A 21,040-nucleotide genomic window follows, 5' to 3' on the forward strand; every position below is an offset into this window, starting at 1 on the left:
TGTATAATTCAACCAGTTACACCACGTCGATGCCAGGAGAGAGACCGATGCCTGCCCGCGATATTTACCACCGGACGGTCAAACAAGCGCTGATCAAGGCGGGCTGGGAGATCACGCACGACCCGCTGCGGCTCCAGTGGGGCTCAAAAGACATGTATATTGATCTCGGCGCGGAGACCCTGGTCGCCGCAGAGCAACAGGGCAGGAAAATAGCTGTTGAGATCAAGAGCTTTCTCGGCCCTTCGGAGATAGAAGATTTACGCAACGCTCTTGGTCAGTTTATCCTGTACCGAACCATTATGCAAACCACTGATCCCGGATCGCGAGCTGTACCTGGCGGTGCGTGAGGCGACCTACTACGCGCTGTTCGAGGAGCCGGTGGGCCAGCTGCTTATCCAGCAGCAGCAGCTGCGGGTTGTGGTCTTTCAGCCGGAGCAGGAGGAGATTGTGCGATGGATACCCTGACATCCTACCGGACGATTATCCAGAACACGCTGCTGGCCTACGCGGCGATCCCCTACGCGCAGGGCGGCATCGCGTGCCGGCCGGCCTTCGACACGGAGCGCGACAGCTACCTGCTGATTACCGAGGGCTGGAATGGCCCCCGGCGCATCCACGGCTGCCTGGCCCATATCGAGATTATGAACAACAAGGTCTGGGTGCAGCGCGACGATACGGAGAGCGGGATAGCCTATGACCTTGTCGCGGCCGGCATCCCCCGCGACCAGATTGTGCTCGGCTTCCAGGAGCCCGGCGTGCGCCAGTACACCGACTATGCGGCGGCGTAGGTCGCCTCGCGAACCCCGGTCAAGATGGTACAATAGCGCTACCTCTCACGCGTCGCTCACTATCGAGGAGTGCTGCATGCCTACACCATATCAATCAATTATCAGCCTTGAGCCGGGCATCCGCAGCGGGAAGCCGATTATCCGCGGGAAGCGGATCACGGTGTACGATGTGCTTTCCTACCTGGCGGCCGGCATGACGCCCCAGGAGATTCTGGATGACTTCCCCTATCTCACCGCCGAGGACATCCGGGCCTGCCTGAGCTATGCCGCTGACCGCGAGCGCCATCTGCTTGTGGCCCACGCATGAAGCTGCTCCTCGATCATAACCTCTCACCGCGCCTGGTCGAGTACCCCGAGAGTAGTCACGTTTGATCCAACCCTCGGCGTCCTGGAGCTCCTGTAGCGCTCGCTCAGTGCCTCACCCGCTCACTCCCCTCAGTGATGCTCACACCAGCCGCACCCGCCCCGTCAGTAGCTCCTGCATCATGCCCTGCTTGACCTGGCGGGCCTTGACCAGCTTCGCCTCCAGCTCGGCGATCTCGGCGTCCATGTCGCTGAGGACGGCGGCGATGGCGGTTTGCTCGTCAACGGAGGGAGGCAACGTCAAGTCAATATTCGCTAGAGCAGCAGACCCAATATGAACAACAGCATCGCCTTGCCCTCTGCTTGCCTTCTGGCGATTGATAGTTGCTGTGTTCAAGTAATAGCCAAGGAATAGAGCACACGCCTTTTCAGGCCTCAGAATTACAATGTCACCGCCTGCATATGCGATCACATCATCCACGAAGGCGACGCACTTGCCGATTTCCTCCTTGGTTTCGCCAGAGCCTGCGAACAGTACATCGCCAACTTTTAGACGCCTTGCTGTGGCCGCGACTGCCGGGGAAATCCAAGAGTAAAATGTCTTAATGTAATCGCTATGCTTTGTGTAAATCTCTCCGTAGCGGATGCACGGAATGTCCCCGCTCTGGGTGTCGTCTTTTTTGACACCGCTGCCTTTTAGAAATGCACCCAAGCTTCCGAGCTTTGCTGCCACCCATCCAGCCTTCGGGCGCAGCAACTCCTGCATCGCGCCCTGCTTAACGGCGCGCTTCTTGGCGATGAGCTGCTCCAGGGACTCGATGAGGGCGTCGGCGTCGCCCAGCGCCTCGGCGATGGCGCGCTGCTCGGCGAGGGTGGGGGGGAGGGGAATTTGCAGGTAACGGATGTCATCGACCTTCGCATGGCCTACCGTTGACCCACCAAGCTTCCTCAAAAGATTACTTTGGACTCCTACCGACATAAGAGAGTAGAGAAGGTAACGACTTGCTACCTTTGTGCGATCCGGACGGTAGAGCATCATCCGTTGCCCCAAACACACCCGAAATTCAGACGGAACTAGGCACACCTCTCCCAAGGGCGCCTCTCTAGTAATCAACACATCGCCAATTTGAGGAACAGCTCTTGCTGTCCATTCTCGAAAAGACGGCTCATCAGTAAACCGAAGATCATCCCGGATAAATTTACCGTTACGAACATTCGGCGTTCTTACCACCGCATAATCACCCTCATCAACTACAGGTGGCGTACGATTTTTGCAGTCTACGACAAGCTCACAAACCTGTGTTGCAGCGAAGACATCCCAATCCTCCGGGATCACCCCCACCTCGGTCTGCTTGTAGCCGCTCGCACTATGATTACGTTGATGGAATGATTGCATGATTTTCCTGCCCGTTAATTCTTGCGCCCAGCGTTGGTCATTTCAAAACCGCACGCATCGTCATCATCTCATCCATCATAGTCCACACTATGATTAGCTTGATCATTTGATTGCATGATTTTCCTGCCCGTCACTCACATCGGCAAGGTCATTCATCACTTCACCATAATCACAGCCCATCAATCAATCATGTAATCATAGTTTAGGCCGGAGGGATTTCATCACCCGCTTGAACTGTAGGCTTTTGGAGCCGAAGTTAATCAGCAGGCCCACCCCGATGCCGTATGCCTCCAGGTAGTTGATCGCCTGGGCCAGATGGACATCCTCAAGCTGGATGACCGCCTTCAGCTCAAGCATAACCTTCCCCTCCACAAAGAAGTCGACGCGGCGGGTGCCGATCTGCGTGCCCTTGTAGAAGATCGCCATCTCCTGCTCGCGCACGAAGCCGAGCCCCTGGGAGGCCATCTCGATCGCCAGGGCCCGCTGGTAGATCACCTCCTGGAAGCCGTTGCCGATCACCCGATGAACTTCCATCGCGCAGCCAATGATCTTGCCGGTCAGCTCGCTCTCTGGGTAGGCGGGGTTGATCATGCGGCGTCACTCCATCACAAAATCAAGAAATCATGCAATCACATAATCATAGTCCGTGGCCCATCTTCTCCAGGTGGCGGTTCACCCGCGCCTCTAGCTCGGCCACGCGGCTGCCCACCTGCGGCAGCGGGGTCTCGTAGCGCTCGGCCAGCTCCCTCACGCGGCGGGTGAGCGTCTGGCTGATGCGATCCATCTCGCCGTGGATGGCGGCGTCGAGGGCCGCGAGCCACTTGGCATCGACCACCAGCGCCTTGATCTCGGCCTCCGTCAGCTTCGGGTAGTGCCTGTAGGCTCTGGCGTCCAGGGTGGCATCGGCCTCTTTCAGCTTTCTCTTCAGCTCGGCCTCCTGGCTGCTCAGCCCCAGCCAAGCCTCCAGCGCGGCGACCTCCTGGGCCGAGTCCGCGTCGGCGCTGGCGAACATGCCCCTGATTTCCTTCAGGCGGGCGGCGATATTGGCCTTGTTGACCTTGTCCAGCGTCGCGTAGGCGCCCTCCTCGCCGCCGTGCTCCTCCTCCAGCTCGGCCAGCTCGGCGGCGACGCGCTCCAGCTCGGCGGCCAGGGCGTCGAGCGCGGCCTGCTCCTGAGCGAAGTGGCGGGCGACGATCAGCTCCTTGGGCACCAGGTCACAGGCCCAGCCCTTATCCTTCTGCTTGCCCTTCTTGTCGGTCTCGACGATGCGGGAGGTCTCAGCCCGCCAGCCATCGGCGGCGATCAGGTAGAGATCGTCCTGCATCGTCGTGGCCCAGTAGTCCATCAGGTGCTGGTAGACCGCGTAGGGGTCGATCAGCGGCCGGCCGACGTAGTGGGCCAGCAGGCCCTCGGCCAGCGTGGCGATCACCTGCTTGGGCTGGCAGCCGGCCGCCAGCTGGCGCAGCTCCTCGGCGCTCTGCGCGCGCCAGGCCGCGAAGTGGGCGTTCATCGTGGCGATGAAGGCGGCGAACTCGGGGTGCTCGTAGATCGCCGGCTTGATCGCGGCCTTGTCCACGGCGAGGGCCAGGTAGCCGGGGCGCTCCTCCTGAAAGAGCGCCTGGCGCAGCTGCGGGCAGACATCCCAGTAGGGCTGAAGGGCGGCGACATCGGCGGCGGGGATGCCGCCGCGCAGGTGGCCCGCGATGTCCTGGAGATCCTCGGCCTGCTGGCTGTCGATATAGCGCGGCAGGTTCAGGTTGTACTCATTCTTCTCGATCTCGGCGAAGGGCACCATGCGCGCGTAGCGCGGCAGCTCCAGCTCGCGGGTGAAGACATCGACGATCTTGTGGATATCCTGGGCGCGCAGGCGGTTCTTCGGGCCGTCCTTCATGAAGCCGGCGCTGGCGTCGATCATAAAGATGCCCTGGCGGGCGTGGGCCTCGCGCTTGTCGATCACGATGATGCAGGCCGGGATGCCGGTGCCGTAGAACAGGTTGGCCGGCAGGCCGATGATGCCCTTGATGTAGCCCTTGCGCACCAGGGCCCGGCGAATATCGCCCTCGGCGTTGCCGCGAAACAGCACGCCGTGAGGCAGGATGCAGACACCGCGACCGGTGCTCTTGAGCGAGCGCACAATATGCAGCAGGTAGGCATAGTCGCCCTGCTTATCGGGCGGCACGCCGAAGGGCTTGAAGCGATCGTGGGGGTCGTTCAGCGGGTCGAGGCCGGTGCTCCAGCGCTTATCGGAGAAGGGCGGGTTGGCCACCACATAGTCAAAGGTCTTGAGCGCGCCATGCTCCTCATACTTGGGGTCGGTCAGCGTATTGCCCTGCACAATCAGCGCGGTCGGGTGGTTGTGCAGGATCATATTCATGCGGGCCAGGCTGCTCGTGGCGGCGTCCTTCTCCTGGCCGTAGAGCGTGACCGTGGTGCTGGCCTCATCGCCCACCTTCAGCAGCAGCGAGCCCGATCCGCAGGTCGGGTCATAGACCGTGGTGGCGCTGGTCGTCTTGGCCTCGCGGATGCCGATGATCTGGGCGATCACCCGGCTGACCTCGGCCGGGGTGTAGAACTGGCCCTTGCTCTTGCCACTCTCGGTGGCGAAGTGGCGCATCAGGTACTCGTAGGCGTCGCCCAGGATATCGTCGCCATCGGCGCGGTTCTTCGAGAAGTCGAGCGCCTTGTTCTCAAAGATCGCGATCAGGTTGGTCAGCCGCTCGACCATCTCCTTATCGCTGCCGAGCTTGGTGGCGTCATTGAAGTCCGGCATATCGGACAGCTTATTGGCCGCGGCGAGCGGGGCGATGATCTTCTTGTTGATCTGGTCGCCGATATCGCTCTTGCCCTTGAGGGCCACCATATCCTTGAAGCTGGCGCCGGGCGGGATGGTGATCGGCGCGAAGGGCAGCCCGGCGTACTTGTCGCTGATGTACTTGATAAACAGCAGCACCAGGACATAGTCCTTGTACTGGCTGGCGTCCATGCCGCCGCGCAGCTCGTCGCAGCCCGACCAGAGCGAGGAGTAGAGCTCAGATTTCTTCAGTGCCATGGGGTCTTCTTTGCGTCAGTGAGGGGCGGGAACGGGTGCGGTCTAGGGAGTCGCCTGCTCCATCGTGGCGCGCAGGTCGTCGTCGCTCGGCGTCAGATACATCCCGGTGGTGGCGATACTGCTATGGCCGAGGGTGCGCTGAACCATCGCCAGGTCGGCACCGGCGGCGAGCATGCGCCGGGCCAGGCTGTGGCGCAGCGTGTGCGGCGTCGCATCATCCAGCTGGCGGGCCAGGTCGTGCAGCTCGGCGGCGCGCTCCAGCGAGCTGAGGCCGGCGGCGTCGGCGCGCAGGCGCTCGGCGGCCTCGTGGGCGCGCTGGGCGACCACCCGCTGGACCAGGCGCTGGTTCATGCCGGGGCGCATCGGCTGGCCAGGGCTGTTCTGGTCGAATCCAACCAGCAGCGCCTCACGCTCAGCCTCGCCACCGATAGCCGGCAGCCCATGCGGGCAGCGCAGCTGCTTCAGGTAGCGCCGCAGGACAGCTACCGTCTCAGCGTTCAACATCACCCGGCGGGTGCGGCCGCCCTTGCCACGGCGCACCGTCAGCGTCATCCCGTCCAGGTCGAGGTCGCGCAGCTGGAGGTCGCAGGTCTCCTGGGCGCGCAGGCCGGCGTGGGCCAGCAGCGTGAGCAGAGCCTCATCGCGCAGGCGCACCCGCTCGCTGCGCTCGGACTGGACGGTGCGCAGGAGGGCGTCGACGGCTGCGGCCGGGATCGACTTCGGGGCGGGGTCGCTTGCGGGCAGCGGCTTGATCTCGTCAGCGGGGTTCGTCATGATCAGGCCGGTCTTCTGGGCCCAGGCCAGGTAGGCCCGCAGGCTGATCAAGGCGCGGTTGAGGGTCGAGGTGGCCGCGCCCGCATCGCGCTGGCGGTGCAGGCGCCATGCGTGGATATCCGGCTCACGCAGCAGATCGGGGGCGAAGGGCCGGCGGCGCTCCTGCTCCCACCATGCCGCGAAGCCGGCGAGGTCGCCGCGCACCGCCTTGCGGGTGAGCGGCGAGCGGCCCTTTTCTACGAGATATGCGAGGTACGTATCGATCGAAGGGTGCATGTGTGCGCCATAGGAGAAACCGGCAAGCGCCGCATGTACTCTACCACGTGGTTATCCGACGCGTCAAGAACTGCCCGGTGATACGCTCGCAATTGAGGTTATCCGATGTGTGGAGGGGGATGGAGCGGGCTTACGTGTCGGATATTCGGACATCTCCGACGCGTCTTATCCACAATCGCTTTGCACAGCCTGCGCTGTGTAGAGAAGTCGCCAAGTGTATCTGCTCATTGACTCATGGCGGTCGCTAGCCTACCATACTGCCAACGCAGTCGACAACACAGGACATACATGGCATGGCATGCCTGAGCATCGCGTGAGTCGGCAGAGGGAACGAGATGCACCGCGCGCCGTTGCTGCACCGGATCCGCCTATCTCCTCGCCCACGGGCTGGTGAAGCTCGGCGTGGTCGCCGGCGTCCTGCGCGGGCAGCGCTGGGCCTACCCGCTGGCGATTGGCGTGCTCGGGGCCTTCATCGCCTACCAGGTCTACCGCCTGAGCTACGCCTTCTCGCTCGGCCTGCTGCTCCTCACCCTCTTCGACGCCGTGATCATTGGGCTGACCTGGCGGGAGTACACGCAGCCGGCAGGCGAGGATGGGTAAGGCTCAGTTGCTGGAGCCGTTCCTGAGGTGCCGCCCGCGGTTGTGCTGATTGGGATCACCCCACGTCCTCGCTGCTGCCGCTGGCCGGTGCGTCGGGTAGATCCATCGCCACCGTGGCCTCCAGACGCGTGATGAGGGCATCGTCCATATAGGTGTAGTCATCAGGAATCTGTAGGCAGATGACTTGCTTCCCGGCGATCTCCTGGCCGAACTTCGCGCGCAAGCGATCGCGGTGCCGGCGCTCCATCACAAAGATGAGATCGGCCCAGCCGAGGTGGCCAGGGGTCACGCGAATCCGGGCACCATCTTCGGTTCCCGCCGAGCGGGCCTGGTGACCGGCGACCCCATCGAAGATCCGCTCGGCCGTCAGGCTCCGCCGCCGATTCTGGCTACAGATGAACAAGAGCTTCATTGGGCTTCATCCCAGAGTGAGATGATGTGTCCTATTCTTGTCCGTTGACGGACAGCGGGCAGCACGATCACCGATACCCTGCCCGTCATTACCGGCAGTGATTGTCGCATGCGGCACCAGTGCGGCCCCTCCTGCGCACACGCTCTGCTCATTCCCATCCTCCATCGGGTATGATAGGGCCATGCATGACTTCGACTCCATTATCGCTGGTGGGGGAGCCGCTGGCCTCAGCCTCGCGTATCACCTTGGGCAGGCCGGCCTGCGCAATCACCGCGTGCTCCTTATCGACCAGGTGCGGAAGGAGCAGAATGATCGCACCTGGTGTTTCTGGGAGGTCGGCGACGGCCCCTTTGAGGCCGCCGTGTCGCACCGCTGGGAGCAGCTGTCGGTTCACAGCGACCGCCGATCCCAGCACCTCGCCATCGCACCGTACCGCTACAAGCTGATCCAGGGCCGCGACTTCTACCGCTTTATGGATCGCTGGCTGGACGCGCAGCCTACCATCACACGCCTGCTCGGGCGGGTCGAGGCGATCGACGACCGTGCTGATGGGGTCGCGATGCGCGTCGACGGGCAGGTCATCACCGGCGACTGGGCCTTTACCAGCATCCCCCCGCCGCCATCGGCCCAGCCAGGCACTATCACCTTGCTCCAGCATTTTAAGGGCTGGGTGATCACCACGCCTGACCCCGTGTTCGACCCGCAGGTGGCCACATTGATGGACTTCCGGGTCGAACACGACCGCGCGGTGCGCTTCGTTTATGTGCTGCCCTATGACGCGCACACCGCAATGATCGAGGATACCTCCTTCTCGCCCGCCGTGCGCCCGCAAGCGGACTATGACGCGGGCCTCCGGCGCTACATCCGTGAGCAGCTGGGGGTGACGCGCTACGCGATTCAGCACGTCGAGTACGGGGTCATCCCGATGACGGACGCACCCTTCCGGCTGCGCCCGAGCCCGCACGTGATGACCATCGGCACCGCCGGCGGGATGACGAAGGCATCGACGGGCTACACCTTCCAGCGCATCCAGCGGCAGTCGCGCCGTATCGCCGCGCAGCTGCGGGCAACGGGACAGCCCTTCTTCGTGGAGCGCGGCGGGCGGCGGCACGCACTGATGGATAGCGTGCTACTGGATGTGCTGAACACCGGCCACGCGCGCACGAACGACGTCTTTCCGCAGCTGTTCCGCCGGAACAGCCCGCAGCGCGTGCTGCGCTTTCTCGACGAGGAGAGCACGCTGAGGGAGGATCTCGCCCTGATGGCCACCGTCGATATCCCGGCCTTTCTGGCCGGAACCCTGCGCACGGTGATTCGCCGGGCCAAGGCCCGCGTGACGCGGAGGGGCTAACCGCTACCTCGCCGTGGAGGAGTGAGGAACCGCATATGACGGAACATCCTACCCCCGCTGATCTGTTGTCGATCACGTTGCACACCGAGCGGCTGACTCTGCGACCGATCAGCAGGGCTGATACCTCGTTCGCCGTGCGGCACTTCACCAACCCAGACGTCTACCGCTTTATGCTTGACGATGAGCCGATCACCACCGCCGCGCAGGCCGAGGCGATCATTGACTTCTACGTCGCCACGCCCGGCGACACGTATACCCGCTGGGTGCTGGTGCGCCGGGCCGATGGTGCGCCGCTGGGCACCTGCGGCTACCACCGCTGGAGCCGACCGCACCGCATGGCCGAGATCGGCTACGACCTCAGCCCGCAATCGTTCAGGGCTTCTGGCTCGCCGATGGTCGTCCAGCGGAGCCCGGTGCCCACGCGCGCGGGTGGCGGGAGCGACTCATCGCGCCAGAGCCATGTGGCCGCAAACAGGACGCGAGACCCCAGCGGCACCAGATCCAGGCGCGCGAAGCTGTCCTTGACGGCGAAGGAACCCAGATGACCAGCGTCCACAAGCTCGCGCACGGCGGCCAGCTGTGCGGCGGCGCCGGCCTCGGCGGAGCGTGTCACCACATTCGGGTAGAAGCGCGGCATCGGGTGGCGGCTGAGCCAGAGGTGCTCGTGGAGCTCGCCGGGGGCACCGTGGGCGCGGCAGATGGCGTCGCACCAGCGGGCGTTGTTGGCGGCCGGGTGCTTATACGTTGTTGACGACCTTAACGCCATTGATAGGGATTTCATTTCGAGCGAGTTGTTGCGTGAACGGAGGAATGAGCCGTTGCATATTCTGCGCATAGGCATGAACCCAGAGCTCTTGCAAGCGCATACGTGCGTGCTCATTGATAAACACGGTGTTTGGTGGCTCGATTAAGACCATCGCAACGTCATTATTGTTCTCAGTTACGGCAAAAAGAAATGCATCATGATCATGAACCATCGACGCGGTTAACTCTTCGACGAGCTCTTCGAGTTCATAGACATACAGCGCGTGCGCCATTGCACCATGATGGAGTAATGTCCGTTCAAGCGCACGCCGAATACGGGTTTTGCTCATTGCGACCTCCTTTCTTCGTCAATGCTCTACAGCCACATGACCATACGCAGCACACAGCGCGCCGCAAGCCATCCTATGTGCCGCGAGTGATCGGCTGGCGGATCACCGTCTGGAGCCTCTCCGGCGCCGTCTTGCGCGGATCCTTGAGGTAGATCTCGTGGTGCTTGCCGGCGCGCAGGTAGCCCTGTGCGGCGATGAAGGCGTGCAGGGCGTCAATCGTGGGGGCCTCGGCCGCATAGGGGCCGAAGTGCAGCACCTGCGCGCTTAGGCCCTCGTGGTAGATCTCCCGGCGCACTCGGGCGATCGTGGCCGGGGCACGCTTCTTCGAGGCGGCCGCGCAGGCGGTCGTGAAGTGCGACTCCGTGATCGCATCGGGCTGGGCGATCATCATCGTCCAGCGCCAGTTGGTGCGCTCGTCCATGCGGAACTGGGTCATGTCCTCGGCCCACCACAGGCCCTCCAGCGGCATCACCGCGTAGTCCAGGCCCTCGCGCTTGAGGGCGAACTTCAGCGTGTAGGAGAGCGTGTAGAGCGCCTCGATGGCAAGGGCGTAGTCGGGGGCGGTGTTCGGGTCGCCGGCCCCATCGACCATCAGGAAGGTCATTGGCGGCACATCCACGACGGCGCTGGCCTTCGCTGAGGGCGCGTAGAGGTGTTTGAAGGTCTTCTTCAGGTCGAGCGCGGCCATGACATCCTCACTGTATCAGCAGGCGGAGTCAGCGGTTGGCAAACCAGACGACATACATCTTCACGGGAGCGTGATTCGGGGAGCGGTGATCCAACACCTCCAGGTCACAGAGCGGGAAATGGATGCGGTGCCGCTGATGGGTACACGTGACGATCAGCCCGCGCAGATCATCAATGTCAGTGATCGCCTGCACCGTCAGCCGGTCGCCCTGATGCGGTGGCCCGCGATCCGGCGCTTCGGCGACGAACGCCTCGAAGGGGAAGCGCAGCACCTGGCGCAGGTGCGCCGCCCAGGCTTCATAGATCGCCCACTCGTCGCCTGGATCGACCGCCCCGATCACCGCCTGGATCTGGGAGCCCTCCGCACCCAGGTGGCTCCACTGGTGTTCCGCGTGGAGCCGGGCCAGCGTCTGCGCCCGCTGGGCCGGCGTATCGCGGCGCGGCGCGGCCTGGACATCGCCGATCCCCAGATACATCTGATCCCAGGCCAGCCCTTGCTCCTCACACTGGTCAATCAGTGACCCAGGCATGGCCGCGAGCGTCTGGCTATCCCAATCGACACAGACGGTCTCAGCATCGCTGATATCGGAGACGGTTCCTTGCCACCCGCCAATGCCGGTGCCCAGGTCGGGGTCGCGGACGTCGGGTTTGACGATCACCGAGTCGCCCGTGCGAAAGGGGCTTTTGGTCTTCATGAGAACCTCGCGTTATCGCGGGCCGGATCGGCACGCTCAAGGCGCTCACGACCGGCAAAATCGGTGCTACCTCAGCCCAGACTGGTTCAACGGCAGCCGGCGTATGGTACCACACGCGAGGCAGGGATCGGCCGTAGGGTAGTGGTCGTGGTCGAGGTCGAGCACAGCGCTATCCTACGCGTCAGCGTAGCCAATGGCGTCCTCAGATGTGCGATGTCGCCGCTGAGAGAGCGCTCGGCCTCACGCCTGTTTGGCAGTCAGGTCCTTATCTTCCATTTCCCAGGCGTGATCGAGCATATGAAATGCGGTGTGGCGAATCAGATAGCGGAGCGGCCAGGTGCGGGCCAGGTTGCTCTGGGAATGCAGCACCCGAATTGCATTGCAATAGGCGTCGCGATGCGCGTTCAACCCCTCGTCGGTCAGCATTGCGTCCTGAGGCGTGAGCACGCCGAGCTTCTTCGCCCAGTCCTGCTCTGCGGCAAGCGTATGACGGACGATGCGGTCCCGATCACGCCCGCCGCCGCGCGGGCCACGCTGCATCTCAGCCGACACGCGCGAGCGCACCTCGTCGAAAAACGCCCAGCACGCCCGCATCAGCGTCAGTTCACGCTCCAATGCTTCGCCCGACATCGCTTGCTGGTCGATGCTCGAAAACGCGAACGAGATACCCCAGAAGTCGGTTGAGCCTGTGCCTGGGTAGCGCTCGACCACCTCGGCGTCGGCGATGGCCGCAAACGCGGCCTCCATCCCGGCCAGCTTCGCCACCGCTGCATACCGTGGAACGTAGGAGCATACGCGTTCGATCGCAGCCTCCTCGGTCGTTGCCCCGCGCGCGAGGCCGGGCCAGTCTGCTGCCACCGCCACAACCTTCTTGCCCTTCGGTCCAATCTCCAGCGTCACCCGCATGTGGTTCGCCACGGCTCCTCCCATCACCGTCGTTCCTGCCCTCGCACACGCGAGCGGGAGCGCGGTGGGTACCATTCTATCCCATAAGCGTAGCATACCGAACCAATGGACCAGATGGTTGTTCCAGCAACCGGCTTATCGTCACCATCGGTCCAGGTGAACACCGTGCCGCCCCATTCCTGGACATCGATTCCGAGGTGCCGCTTGTACCAGGCCTGGAGTGCCGGAGCGTCTTTGGCTTTGAAGAAGATACCGCCAATGCCAGTGACTCGCTTCATAGAACCTCCAAAGATGATACGTTCATTGCGTCTCTCTCTCTCCGTCACCGGTGTGGTGTGATGACTCCGGATCAAAGATCACGGTCTCCTGGCCCACCTCTACTTCGCCGTACGTGAGGCCACCCGCGCGCTCGTACACGCGCAAAACCGCACCAGTCGTGTTCAGCTGCGTGTCAACAAGGCGAAAACTGCGCGGGATCGTGCCTTCCCCGAACAGACGCTTCCCGATACCGAGAACGACAGGAAACTGCCAAATACGCAGAGTATCGACCAGATCGTGCTGAAGGAGGGTTTGGATGAGATTGCCGCTGCCATGGACCTGAATCTCGCCGCCTTCCTGGGCCTTGAGCTTCGCAACCTCCTGGGCGACGTCGCCCTTGAGCAGGATGGAGTTGTTCCAAGTGACCGTATCGAGCGTCCTGGATGCGACGAACTTCGGCCGGATGTTGAGCGCTTCCGCCGGATCGCTGGAGTCGGGCCAGGAGGCTGCAAACATCTCATAGGTTTTGCGGCCGAGAAGAAAGGCGTCGGCGCGCTTCATCCACTCAGTGGTAGCGCTACCGGATCGCTTGTCTGGCTAGGGCAAGCGCAGTCTTTGAGGGGCAGGAAACCAGCACTCCATACACCCTGGTTTCCCCGGTAGCACGCGTGGCAACGAGCCACGCCAGGCGTATAGGCAGAACCTACGGCAACGTGATGACGCTATCGACGTGAACTTGGGAACCATCCACGGTTCGCTCACCCGAGCGTGGGCCAACCTGCGGCTATCGCCGTGGATGGGGCGGAGCCCCCGTAGTAGTCGGAGGTCGGGAAAGCCGACCAAATGGCGAGGGGGGCAGTCAGGTTGAATGGCACGAGCAAACTAAGCCAGAGCGAGGACGTATGCGCCGAGCGATGAAGGCCCAAACGCACCGACCACCCCGTCGATGAGAGCCCGCTCCAGGCCCTCATCGCCGAGCAGACGGCAACCCGGATGGAGATCCAAGAACTGCTGAAGCATCTGGTAGGCCAGCGCGATCCGACCGCCCAGATCGTCCAAGCGCTCGCAGCGATTATGAAGGGAACCAAAGCGCTCAGTGGTGCGGAGATCGTCCGCGCCTTGGAGGCGCGCCTTGAAGAGCCGCTGAACACGGTCCTTGCGCGTGCGGTGAAAGCGAAGGCGGCGTCACGGCATCCAGCACCCAATCGGGCCGTGGATCTCGATAAACTCCCGCGGCTGTTTCTGGGCGATCTGCTGGCCGCCCTGACCCATGACGCACAGCACCCGAACAGCCTGCTCTCCCTGGAGCATGGCGCATACCAGTGGTATGAGAAGCGCTCGTTCCTGCCAGACCCGTATGCCCACGATCCGCCACCGGTGGTGATCGTCCTGGATGGTAGCGCAGATCCCATCGTGAGTGCGGCGCTCTACCAGCCGTGGCCCGTTGAGGTCGTGTCAATCGATATAATCTGTGCTACGGCGGAGGTGCCCGGTAGCGTTGGGCCGACGTCGGCGCATGTCCCTGCAATCCTGAAGCGATCCGAAGACATCTGAGTAGTTCAGACACCCAAGCCGGAAAAGATACCGCAGCCTGATACTGGCAGTCGCGTTCTCCGCCATGCCGGTATGCTCGGTATCGCTCGCCTCCGCGCGGAGCCAAGCTGACAGCTCCAGGATTACGCCGCCCCCCGTGACCGAGCATCGGGGTCAGCTTTGCGGTAGAGGTGTGGCCAAGGGCCTCAGCCGCCTCATCGCCCTCGGTGAGGCCATCAGCGATCTGAGCGTACAGCCCGGTGAGCATCCGCGCCTCGCGCCCCGCTTCGACAAGAACGGCGTGACGCTGATTTCGCCCCTGAAGGTGCTGGAGGCGCTGCTGACCGCCGAGTCGCTGCACCGGCGCGGGGGGGGCCGCTGTAGTCGGCTATGCTGGTGCAACCTTTTCAGTTTTCTTCCATGGCCGCCGTGCCCCACGTGATCCGCGTGAGGGGGGCTAGCGCAGCGCACGCTCAGGGCAATACCGCAAACCCTGTGAGACGTGTCACGCTGAGCGAGATACGGTATCGTTTGTCAAGGGCCAATTGAAGCGAGCGAGGTGGGGCGCCTTCGGCGACCGGATGCGACCTGCCCACACCAAGCCCGTCACGATGCATGTACGACCACAACCGATTACGGCTGTACCACGGAGGTGTGGACAGCTCGCATCCGGTGTTGATTTCGGGCAGGTCGCGCCGCTACGCGTTCCCAGCGACCATTGGGAGGCCCGCCCTATGGCCGGTCGGGTCAACGTCATGCTCCTTGGTCACCACGGCCCAGGCGATCCGTATCAGCTTGCGGGCAACCGCACAACGGGCCACCTTCATCGGCTTGCCCGCCGCCCGCAACCGCGCATACATCGGGCTGAGGATGGGATTATGTTGGGTACCACTCAAGGTTGCCAGATAGAGCGCGGTGCGCAAGCGGCGGTTCCCCGTATGCCCAATACACGCCCGTTTCTGCACGCTCGTCCCCGACCGATAGGCATTGGGGGGCAGGCCGGCGTAGGCTGCCGCCGCATCGGCGCTGGGACAGAGCGTGAAATTCAGCGTCAGCGCGATCAGCCAGCTGGCCGTCAGCAGCCCAACGCCGGGGATGCTTTGCAGGCGCTCCGCCGCCGCCGCCCAGGTCGCTTCCTGCGCCAGGGCTGGGGCGATCTCCGCCTCCAGGGTGGCAATTTCATCGGTCAGCGTCGTGATCAGATTCTCCAGCCGCGTACGGACGCTGGCGACCACCACGGGCTGCTGCACCAGCGCGTGCAGCTGGTTCTTGAACTGCTGGCGCACGTGCATCAAATCATCGCGCTGCCCGAGGCGCTGCACCAACTCGTGGTAGACGGCGGGGGGCGGTTCCCACGCGGCCGGTTGCAACAGGGCGGCCAGGCGCGTGAGCGTGTGGGCATCAATGGGGTCGGTCTTGACCCGCTTCAGCAAGGCCTTGGCAAAGGCATGGGCCTGGGCCGGATTGATCACCGCGATCGCGTAGCCGGCGGCATGCAGGGTGGTCGCCAAGGTCATCCAATAACTGCCGGTCGCTTCCATGACCACCAGGGTCTGCGCGGGCGGCACCCCGGTGGCCGCGAGCTGTGTCTGGAACCGGCGCATCCCGGTCGGGGTCTGGTCGAAGGTCATGGGGCGGGATGGGATATCGTCAGGCAGCTGCATACGAGAAGGCGCTGCTGCGGACGGTCTATCGTCACCTCTGGCGCGGCGAGGTGGATGCCGCCATCGCCTGCCTGGAGGCCTACCGCCCCGAGGCCCGCACGACCGAGTGGCTGGACAAGCTGATCGGCTATCTGGATGCGCGCCGCCCCTTCATCCCCGACTATGGCGAACGGCGCCGCAGGAGCCAGTACATTGGCAGTGGGCAAGCCGAAAAGGGCAACGACCAGATCGTGGCCCAGCGGCAGAAGGGAGCCGGGATGCGCTGGAGTCGGGAAACCAGCGATGCACTGGCCGCCCTGCGCACCCTCGTCCTGAATGGGGACTGGGACGACTACTGGTGTCATCGACAGATGCCCTCCCTGCGGGCGACTTAACCCAGGACTTATTCGCGCTAACGCGGTTTTTTATGCGTGCTGTCGCGTGCCGTCGCGCGTTGCCCTCTAGCGAAGCTGCCAGCGGCGCCGCTGAAGCTCAGCGTTGGGCCGCCCTCAGGTATAAAGGCCCATGCCGGACAGAAATTTAGATCACCTTCCTTGTGTGTTTTCTTACTCAACTTGCATTTCAGGACACGATACGGTACACTGCGATCCGGCATATCAGACCGGTAACAGGGGGTATCATACGATATTATGACGACGATACCTGTTCATATTGGTCATGTGGTTCGGAATGCGCGTGTATTTAACGCACAGCGGTGGCAAGGAGCGCCATATACGATGGACGAATTACTTAAAACCGTCGGTGATCTTTTCACGCTCCTTGATCAGCGTAAAATGAAATATACTCTTGTTGGCGGTGTCGCCATTCTTCAGTATATCCAAGGGCGTAATACAGAAGATATCGATTTTATCATTAATACGACCGCATTAAAGAAGTTGCCGGAAATCACCATTACGAGCCAAGATACTTTTTTTGCGCGTGGCCGCTACCAGGATTTACAGATAGACTTTTTGCTTACGAAGAATCCCTTATTCGCACACGTCCAAAAAAGATATACCACAAAACAACCATTCTTTGAGCGTATGATTGCCTCTGCAACCGTTGACGGGCTTCTTTTATTAAAGCTGTATGCGCTTCCGTCGTTATATCGACAAGGCGATTTTACGCGTGTTGGGTTGTATGAAAATGATGTTGCGACCCTCATGTTTTATCATCGTCCTACGGTCGCTGACCTTGTCGATGAATTACGTGCCTATATGAGTGGACAAGATATAACGGCCATTCAAGACATTGTCGCAGATATTGAGCAGCGTATTCAACGGTTTCAGCGCAAGCCAAAAGCAGAATAAGCCGGACGCCGGACATAGCGCATAGTCAAGCCCACGGCCCAACACGCCCTGCACCTGACGCCGCTGGCGCGGCCTGGAATTTGGTGCGTTTTTCATGCGCGTTCCGTGTCATTACATGTTGCCATTTATCAAAGCCGCCAGCGGCGTAGGTGAGGCGCACGTTGGGCGGCCCTGCGACCTGATCGCACGCAGTGCGCCAGGGTGTGGCGAAACGAGAGACACCCTACTCCCGTAGAGCGCACCGCGGTGAGCAATGATGGAAGAAGACGTAGAAAATACACGCTGCTCCCGCAGAGCGCACCGCAATGAGAAATGATGGAGTAAAGCGTAAAAGGTATATACTGCCCTATGTGTGGTATACTTAGCATATTTGTTCTTTCATGTATGCGAGTTCATGCTATGCTGGCGAACCCGATCGCGACATGGGAGTTGCGAATCGGGATATATCGCGTATTCTACGAAGTAGAAACAGCGGACGATGTCGCACCTGACGACGCGGTCGCCGTCATCATCGTGTCGATTGGGCACAAAGAGCATAACGTGCTCTATGTGCGCGGAAAGGTCGTGAAGCTATGAAGCGCATCAACCTGCTGGAACAGCCGGTCGATATGACCGAACTCTTGACACTGATACAAGAAGGCCCAGTGGTGCTCCTCGCGCCTAATGGCAAAGAATATCTTGTGGCAGAAGCGGATGATTTTGACCAGGAAGTGGAGCAACTGCGGGCAAGTACCGCGTTTCAGGCATTTCTGGACGAGCGGCGTGCCCACCGGCGGCCCCGGCGCGCCATCACCGACGTTGCCCGTGACGTGGAAGCCGAGCTTGCCGCCCAATCCTCACTGCCTCCCACAGCTCCATAACGCACTGCTGCCACACCTCGCCGCCCAACATGCGCCGTAGACGAGCGGTGGTATCTCCCGCTAGATCCTGGTGTATACCTATAGCGACCGTCTACTGACTAGCATGTTGGGCAGCCGAAGAACCGTTGCCACGGAACAAACGTGCAGCCGGACAGCCGGACAGCCGGACATACCGGACAGCCGGGAAGGGCCACGAAACATGACCGTCGCGTGCGTACAAGCCGCAGCCGGGAAGGGCCACGAACCATGACCGTCGCGTGCGTAAACGCCGTAGCCGGGCAGGGCCACGAACCATGACCGTCGCGTGTGGAAGCACCTATGCCGGGGCGATGCCGCTGGCGCGGCGCGGAACCTGGCGCGTTTTTCGTGCGTGGCGCGTGCCGTCAGCCGTGGCGTTCACGGAAGCGGCCAGCGGCACGCCTGACGCCCAGCGTTAGGCGGCCAAGCATGCACGGCAGCATTTGCATGCTCCGCTCGCGCATATGCCGCAATCGAATCAGGCGTCAAGTTTTTACATACACAACCGAAAGAACCCGTTTCAAAAGGGAGAAATGCAGATAGGCGTTAAATATGTACATACACAACCGAAAGAACCCGTTCTAAAAGGGAGAAATGCAGATAGGCGTTAAATATGTACATACACAACCGAAAGAACCCGTTCTAAAAGGGAGAAATGCAGATAGGCGTCAAGTTTTTACGTACGCAACCGAAAGAACCTTTTTAAAACCGTCGGGGCAATAGTCACGTCCCAGTTTCCAGGGCTGCCCAGCGGGCCTCCAGATCAGCGAGAAACGCATCCCGCCGGCGGCGCACCCGATGGTGCTTGAGTTGCTCCTGCTGACGCGCGGTCTGCGCAGCCCGAGCTCGCCGCCAGCGATAGGCCGGCACCTGACGGAGCGTCTCGGCCATCGCGCCAAGCTCACCGGTGCGCGCCCGTGCTTCGTAAAAGGCCACGCGGGCACCGTAGCGGATCAGGTAGCGGTTCCAGTTCTTGCGCCCGCTGATGCGCCGATAGCGCGTCTTGACGCTGCGGATGAAGCCTTCCATATCATGGTTCGTGCGCGGCAGGCCGGCCACGTCATAGCAGTGAAACAGGCGTGGCTCTATGTTCGTCGTGACGTGGAGGAAGTGCTTCAGACAGCGCTGTTCGGTCTCCGAGGCGGTCTCGTTCGTCAGTCGCGCCCGCACGTGTGCACACCAGGCAGCATAGCGCTCCCGCACGGTCGCGTTTGTCACCGACTGCCCTTCTTTTTCCAAGGTCGCACCGGACAGGATGTCTTCGGCGGCGACCACATCGCGATGCAGCCGCCGCACGAGGGCCAGGTCGTCCTGCCACTGCTCCCGGCGGGCAATGATCGTCAGCAAGCGGTCGCGTTTGGCGGTCACGAGCGCGCTTTGTGCGCCCCCTTTTTGAGCGCACCCAGGCTCGTGGCAATCGCGCCAAGTGCGTCATCGACGGCGGGACTGGCGTACTGGAAGGGCTGCAGCGCGTCGAGATTGAGCGCCGTCTGCGCCGCCAAGGCGTAGTCGTCGAGGATCGCAATCTGGGTCGCGGTGCGCTGGTCATCGGTATCGGTCGGGTCAAGTGTCGTCGTGTGTGCCCCCAACTGCCGACGCACCATCCGGATATCTTGTTGCAGCGCTTTGCGGATCTGCTTGCGCACCTTCCGGTCGACATCGAACATCAGCCGGCTCGCCTCGCGCAGATAGTGGAACTGACCGACTTGGTGCGGAATATCCGGCCAGAGCGCCGCAATGGCCTGCAGCAGCGACTCTTGCGCGTCGCTCACCGCACCGACCACCGGCACCCCGAGGTCGCGGATCGGCTGCAGGAGCGCCGTGATCGTTGGGGTATCGCTGATGCGGACGCTCTCAGCCGCGAGGAGGCGTCCCGTCACCACATCCCGCACGAGGTAGATGGTTTCACTGCCCTTATCGGGCTGAATGCCATGGCTCACGGCGGCCCGGCAGCTCCCACAGACCTTGTCCGCTGCCGAACAGCAGACCATTCGTGACATCCTCAATGATGTATCGCATCCTGGCCCAGGATGCCGCCACCCGTGAGCGTCGGGCACAGCGCCGGCGGCCGACCTACACGCCGCCCGAGCTGCTGGCCACCGGCCCGCGCCAGGTCTGGAGTTGGGATATCACCAAGCTGCGTGGGCCGACGCCGGGCATCTGGTACAACCTGTATGTGGTGCTCGACATTTTCAGCCGCAAGATCGTCGGCTGGCTGATCGCCGAACGTGAGGATGCCGCGTTGGCCGAAGTGATGATCGCCCAAAGCTACACCCGCGAAGGCGTGCAGCCCGACCAGTTGACGTTGCACGCTGACCGGGGGGCACCGATGACGTCCAAAACCATCGCCGAGTTGCTGATCGACCTCGGTGTCGCCCAATCGCATAGCCGACCGACCATCTCGGACGATAATCCCTACTCGGAGGCACAGTTCAAGACCATGAAGTATGGCCCGAGCTATCCCGAACGCTTTGTGGATATCGACGGCTCACGCGTCTGGATGCGCGGGTTTGCCGGCTGGTATAACACCGAACACATGCATAGCGGGATCGCCTTCCTGCCCCCCGAGGTCGTGCATAGCGGTCGAGGGCCGGAGGTAATTGCCGCGCGGCAGGCGGTGCTCGATGGTGCCTACGTGGCGCATCCTGAGCGGTTCCCGCGTGGCCGACCGCGTGCGCCACAGCTCCCCACCCAGGTGGGCATCAATCTGCCGAAGCCGTCCCCTGCGGACTCCACGCCAACCATAACGGGATCCCTGCCGATCGTATCCCCGGCGTCAAGGGTCTCAGCCGCGCAGCGGCCCCTTGACGCCGGGGATACGATCGGCAAGCCTGACCCGGAGGTGGTGGCGGTGGAGGTCCGACTCACACCACATTAGGCCCATGTTCCTGTCCAAAAGTGCTTGACACATTCCGAAGCCGCCCTCGGCAACCTGTGCATGGATGCTGTAGCTATCGAGAGCGATGGGGGGCGCTGGTGCATGCGCGTCGTTGATGCGGGCTGGCGACTTTGGTCGCCAGTATAGCACACGTCAGGGCGCTGGCGGGGTGGCGGGGCAGGGCTGTTGCAACATCGCACGTCACGGGT

General features: G+C 62.3%; 25 protein-coding genes and 3 pseudogenes. 13 read left to right on the plus strand and 15 right to left on the minus strand.

The genetic code is table 11. The annotated features are described in order from the left end of the window. Window positions 1–47 precede the first annotated feature (47 nt). From K2Z83_RS11975 to K2Z83_RS11985, 4 genes are all read left to right on the plus strand, one after another. Window positions 48–347 carry a XisH family protein gene (locus K2Z83_RS11975; protein WP_255603813.1) on the plus strand — a complete coding sequence of 100 codons (300 nt, stop codon included), beginning with the start codon at window positions 48–50 and terminating at the stop codon, window positions 345–347. Beyond that, the gene (locus tag K2Z83_RS29920) at window positions 340–465 is read left to right on the plus strand and encodes a hypothetical protein (RefSeq protein WP_370650157.1); all 126 of its coding nucleotides are present in this window, start codon (window positions 340–342) and stop codon (window positions 463–465) included. Before K2Z83_RS11975 ends, K2Z83_RS29920 begins: the two co-directional genes overlap by 8 nt. Beyond that, window positions 453–788 (plus strand): XisI protein, encoded by a 336-nt coding sequence (locus tag K2Z83_RS11980; RefSeq protein WP_220595417.1) that lies wholly within the window; start codon window positions 453–455, stop codon window positions 786–788. Before K2Z83_RS29920 ends, K2Z83_RS11980 begins: the two co-directional genes overlap by 13 nt. A gap of 76 nt (window positions 789–864) precedes the next feature. Beyond that, a complete protein-coding gene (locus tag K2Z83_RS11985) occupies window positions 865–1,095 on the plus strand; it encodes a DUF433 domain-containing protein (RefSeq protein ID WP_220595418.1) in 231 nt (76 codons plus the stop codon). A gap of 138 nt (window positions 1,096–1,233) precedes the next feature. Here K2Z83_RS11985 and K2Z83_RS11990 read toward each other — a convergent pair whose 3' ends face one another. The 4 genes from K2Z83_RS11990 to K2Z83_RS12005 all read right to left on the minus strand — a co-directional run bounded on the left by K2Z83_RS11990 (window position 1,234) and on the right by K2Z83_RS12005 (window position 6,586). Then, window positions 1,234–2,487, minus strand: a complete 1,254-nt coding sequence (locus K2Z83_RS11990; protein ID WP_220595419.1) for a restriction endonuclease subunit S — start codon at window positions 2,485–2,487, stop codon at window positions 1,234–1,236. A gap of 195 nt (window positions 2,488–2,682) precedes the next feature. Beyond that, window positions 2,683–3,078, minus strand: a complete 396-nt coding sequence (locus tag K2Z83_RS11995) for a GxxExxY protein (RefSeq protein ID WP_220595420.1) — start codon at window positions 3,076–3,078, stop codon at window positions 2,683–2,685. Window positions 3,079–3,124: 46 nt separating this feature from the next. Then, a complete protein-coding gene (locus tag K2Z83_RS12000; RefSeq protein ID WP_220595421.1) occupies window positions 3,125–5,536 on the minus strand; it encodes a type I restriction-modification system subunit M in 2,412 nt (803 codons plus the stop codon). A gap of 42 nt (window positions 5,537–5,578) precedes the next feature. Beyond that, entirely contained in the window at window positions 5,579–6,586 is a 1,008-nt protein-coding gene (locus K2Z83_RS12005; protein ID WP_220595422.1) for a tyrosine-type recombinase/integrase, read from the minus strand. Between the two features lie 357 nt (window positions 6,587–6,943). Between K2Z83_RS12005 and K2Z83_RS12010 the strand changes: the two are divergent. Further along, window positions 6,944–7,186: pseudogene (locus K2Z83_RS12010) on the plus strand (DUF2127 domain-containing protein); the annotation flags it as partial. 55 nt (window positions 7,187–7,241) lie between these two features. On the opposite strand, the gene K2Z83_RS12015 reads toward K2Z83_RS12010, so the two are convergent. Continuing rightward, window positions 7,242–7,598 carry a low molecular weight protein tyrosine phosphatase family protein gene (locus K2Z83_RS12015; protein WP_220595423.1) on the minus strand — a complete coding sequence of 119 codons (357 nt, stop codon included), beginning with the start codon at window positions 7,596–7,598 and terminating at the stop codon, window positions 7,242–7,244. A gap of 181 nt (window positions 7,599–7,779) precedes the next feature. Here K2Z83_RS12015 and K2Z83_RS12020 point away from each other — a divergent pair, with 181 nt between their 5' ends. Together K2Z83_RS12020 and K2Z83_RS29925 are read left to right on the plus strand one after the other, a co-directional pair. After that, the gene (locus tag K2Z83_RS12020; protein ID WP_220595424.1) at window positions 7,780–8,949 is read left to right on the plus strand and encodes a lycopene cyclase family protein; all 1,170 of its coding nucleotides are present in this window, start codon (window positions 7,780–7,782) and stop codon (window positions 8,947–8,949) included. Between the two features lie 35 nt (window positions 8,950–8,984). Then, window positions 8,985–9,266 (plus strand): annotated as a pseudogene (locus K2Z83_RS29925) (GNAT family N-acetyltransferase); the annotation flags it as partial. A 32-nt stretch (window positions 9,267–9,298) separates the two neighbouring features. Here K2Z83_RS29925 and K2Z83_RS29000 read toward each other — a convergent pair. The 7 genes and pseudogenes from K2Z83_RS29000 to K2Z83_RS12050 all read right to left on the minus strand — a co-directional run bounded on the left by K2Z83_RS29000 (window position 9,299) and on the right by K2Z83_RS12050 (window position 13,150). Continuing rightward, window positions 9,299–9,715, minus strand: coding sequence for a hypothetical protein (locus K2Z83_RS29000; protein ID WP_255603816.1), 417 nt, complete (start codon window positions 9,713–9,715; stop codon window positions 9,299–9,301). Beyond that, window positions 9,687–10,043, minus strand: coding sequence for a hypothetical protein (locus K2Z83_RS12030; RefSeq protein WP_220595426.1), 357 nt, complete (start codon window positions 10,041–10,043; stop codon window positions 9,687–9,689). The genes K2Z83_RS29000 and K2Z83_RS12030 overlap by 29 nt, the downstream gene beginning before the upstream one ends. A 73-nt stretch (window positions 10,044–10,116) precedes the next feature. Beyond that, the gene (locus tag K2Z83_RS12035) at window positions 10,117–10,731 is read right to left on the minus strand and encodes a GyrI-like domain-containing protein (RefSeq protein WP_220595427.1); all 615 of its coding nucleotides are present in this window, start codon (window positions 10,729–10,731) and stop codon (window positions 10,117–10,119) included. A 28-nt stretch (window positions 10,732–10,759) separates the two neighbouring features. Then, complete coding sequence (locus K2Z83_RS12040) at window positions 10,760–11,425, minus strand: calcium-binding protein (RefSeq protein ID WP_220595428.1); 666 nt, start codon at window positions 11,423–11,425, stop codon at window positions 10,760–10,762. Window positions 11,426–11,665: 240 nt separating this feature from the next. Further along, window positions 11,666–12,343, minus strand: a complete 678-nt coding sequence (locus tag K2Z83_RS12045; RefSeq protein ID WP_220595429.1) for a hypothetical protein — start codon at window positions 12,341–12,343, stop codon at window positions 11,666–11,668. A gap of 86 nt (window positions 12,344–12,429) precedes the next feature. Continuing rightward, a pseudogene (locus K2Z83_RS29930) lies at window positions 12,430–12,609 on the minus strand (VOC family protein); the annotation flags it as partial. A 22-nt stretch (window positions 12,610–12,631) separates the two neighbouring features. Next, window positions 12,632–13,150 carry a dihydrofolate reductase family protein gene (locus K2Z83_RS12050; RefSeq protein ID WP_220595430.1) on the minus strand — a complete coding sequence of 173 codons (519 nt, stop codon included), beginning with the start codon at window positions 13,148–13,150 and terminating at the stop codon, window positions 12,632–12,634. 432 nt (window positions 13,151–13,582) lie between these two features. On the opposite strand from K2Z83_RS12050, the gene K2Z83_RS12055 reads away from it, so the two are divergent. Both K2Z83_RS12055 and K2Z83_RS12060 read left to right on the plus strand, forming a co-directional pair. Next, window positions 13,583–14,143 (plus strand): hypothetical protein, encoded by a 561-nt coding sequence (locus K2Z83_RS12055; RefSeq protein ID WP_220595431.1) that lies wholly within the window; start codon window positions 13,583–13,585, stop codon window positions 14,141–14,143. A 172-nt stretch (window positions 14,144–14,315) separates the two neighbouring features. Then, window positions 14,316–14,564, plus strand: coding sequence for a hypothetical protein (locus K2Z83_RS12060; RefSeq protein ID WP_220595432.1), 249 nt, complete (start codon window positions 14,316–14,318; stop codon window positions 14,562–14,564). Window positions 14,565–14,820: 256 nt separating this feature from the next. Here the strand turns inward: K2Z83_RS12060 and K2Z83_RS12065 are convergent, their stop codons facing one another. Beyond that, window positions 14,821–15,786: an IS110 family transposase gene (locus tag K2Z83_RS12065; protein WP_220595433.1), complete on the minus strand. Its 966-nt coding sequence runs from the start codon at window positions 15,784–15,786 to the stop codon at window positions 14,821–14,823. Here K2Z83_RS12065 and K2Z83_RS12070 point away from each other — a divergent pair. The 3 genes from K2Z83_RS12070 to K2Z83_RS12080 all read left to right on the plus strand — a co-directional run bounded on the left by K2Z83_RS12070 (window position 15,762) and on the right by K2Z83_RS12080 (window position 17,935). Beyond that, window positions 15,762–16,160: a hypothetical protein gene (locus K2Z83_RS12070; protein ID WP_220595434.1), complete on the plus strand. Its 399-nt coding sequence runs from the start codon at window positions 15,762–15,764 to the stop codon at window positions 16,158–16,160. The genes K2Z83_RS12065 and K2Z83_RS12070 overlap by 25 nt on opposite strands. A gap of 342 nt (window positions 16,161–16,502) precedes the next feature. Continuing rightward, window positions 16,503–17,075: a hypothetical protein gene (locus K2Z83_RS12075; protein ID WP_255603817.1), complete on the plus strand. Its 573-nt coding sequence runs from the start codon at window positions 16,503–16,505 to the stop codon at window positions 17,073–17,075. Window positions 17,076–17,647: 572 nt separating this feature from the next. Beyond that, window positions 17,648–17,935 (plus strand): hypothetical protein, encoded by a 288-nt coding sequence (locus tag K2Z83_RS12080; RefSeq protein ID WP_220595436.1) that lies wholly within the window; start codon window positions 17,648–17,650, stop codon window positions 17,933–17,935. 741 nt (window positions 17,936–18,676) lie between these two features. Here the strand turns inward: K2Z83_RS12080 and K2Z83_RS12085 are convergent. Next, window positions 18,677–19,321 (minus strand): hypothetical protein, encoded by a 645-nt coding sequence (locus K2Z83_RS12085; protein ID WP_220595437.1) that lies wholly within the window; start codon window positions 19,319–19,321, stop codon window positions 18,677–18,679. Beyond that, a complete protein-coding gene (locus tag K2Z83_RS12090; RefSeq protein ID WP_220595438.1) occupies window positions 19,318–19,893 on the minus strand; it encodes a transposase in 576 nt (191 codons plus the stop codon). Before K2Z83_RS12090 ends, K2Z83_RS12085 begins: the two co-directional genes overlap by 4 nt. 53 nt (window positions 19,894–19,946) lie before the next feature. On the opposite strand from K2Z83_RS12090, the gene K2Z83_RS12095 reads away from it, so the two are divergent. Continuing rightward, window positions 19,947–20,831, plus strand: a complete 885-nt coding sequence (locus tag K2Z83_RS12095; protein WP_220595439.1) for a DDE-type integrase/transposase/recombinase — start codon at window positions 19,947–19,949, stop codon at window positions 20,829–20,831. The last annotated feature ends 209 nt before the right edge of the window (window positions 20,832–21,040 follow it).

This window comes from Oscillochloris sp. ZM17-4 (assembly GCF_019599295.1).
Taxonomy (GTDB): domain Bacteria; phylum Chloroflexota; class Chloroflexia; order Chloroflexales; family Chloroflexaceae; genus Oscillochloris.

Coding starts and splice junctions, on each gene's coding strand:
- K2Z83_RS11975 (WP_255603813.1), top strand. CDS start 48: ATGCCTGCCCGCGATATTTACCACCGGACGGTCAAACAAGCGCTGATC.
- K2Z83_RS12070 (WP_220595434.1), top strand. CDS start 15,762: ATGGGATATCGTCAGGCAGCTGCATACGAGAAGGCGCTGCTGCGGACG.
- K2Z83_RS12015 (WP_220595423.1), bottom strand. CDS start 7,598: ATGAAGCTCTTGTTCATCTGTAGCCAGAATCGGCGGCGGAGCCTGACG.
- K2Z83_RS11985 (WP_220595418.1), top strand. CDS start 865: ATGCCTACACCATATCAATCAATTATCAGCCTTGAGCCGGGCATCCGC.
- K2Z83_RS12075 (WP_255603817.1), top strand. CDS start 16,503: ATGGACGAATTACTTAAAACCGTCGGTGATCTTTTCACGCTCCTTGAT.
- K2Z83_RS29000 (WP_255603816.1), bottom strand. CDS start 9,715: ATGGCGTTAAGGTCGTCAACAACGTATAAGCACCCGGCCGCCAACAAC.
- K2Z83_RS11995 (WP_220595420.1), bottom strand. CDS start 3,078: ATGATCAACCCCGCCTACCCAGAGAGCGAGCTGACCGGCAAGATCATT.
- K2Z83_RS11990 (WP_220595419.1), bottom strand. CDS start 2,487: ATGCAATCATTCCATCAACGTAATCATAGTGCGAGCGGCTACAAGCAG.
- K2Z83_RS11980 (WP_220595417.1), top strand. CDS start 453: ATGGATACCCTGACATCCTACCGGACGATTATCCAGAACACGCTGCTG.
- K2Z83_RS12055 (WP_220595431.1), top strand. CDS start 13,583: ATGGAGATCCAAGAACTGCTGAAGCATCTGGTAGGCCAGCGCGATCCG.
- K2Z83_RS12050 (WP_220595430.1), bottom strand. CDS start 13,150: ATGAAGCGCGCCGACGCCTTTCTTCTCGGCCGCAAAACCTATGAGATG.
- K2Z83_RS12030 (WP_220595426.1), bottom strand. CDS start 10,043: ATGAGCAAAACCCGTATTCGGCGTGCGCTTGAACGGACATTACTCCAT.
- K2Z83_RS12005 (WP_220595422.1), bottom strand. CDS start 6,586: ATGCACCCTTCGATCGATACGTACCTCGCATATCTCGTAGAAAAGGGC.
- K2Z83_RS12080 (WP_220595436.1), top strand. CDS start 17,648: ATGAAGCGCATCAACCTGCTGGAACAGCCGGTCGATATGACCGAACTC.
- K2Z83_RS12020 (WP_220595424.1), top strand. CDS start 7,780: ATGCATGACTTCGACTCCATTATCGCTGGTGGGGGAGCCGCTGGCCTC.
- K2Z83_RS12000 (WP_220595421.1), bottom strand. CDS start 5,536: ATGGCACTGAAGAAATCTGAGCTCTACTCCTCGCTCTGGTCGGGCTGC.
- K2Z83_RS12065 (WP_220595433.1), bottom strand. CDS start 15,786: ATGCAGCTGCCTGACGATATCCCATCCCGCCCCATGACCTTCGACCAG.
- K2Z83_RS12035 (WP_220595427.1), bottom strand. CDS start 10,731: ATGGCCGCGCTCGACCTGAAGAAGACCTTCAAACACCTCTACGCGCCC.
- K2Z83_RS12040 (WP_220595428.1), bottom strand. CDS start 11,425: ATGAAGACCAAAAGCCCCTTTCGCACGGGCGACTCGGTGATCGTCAAA.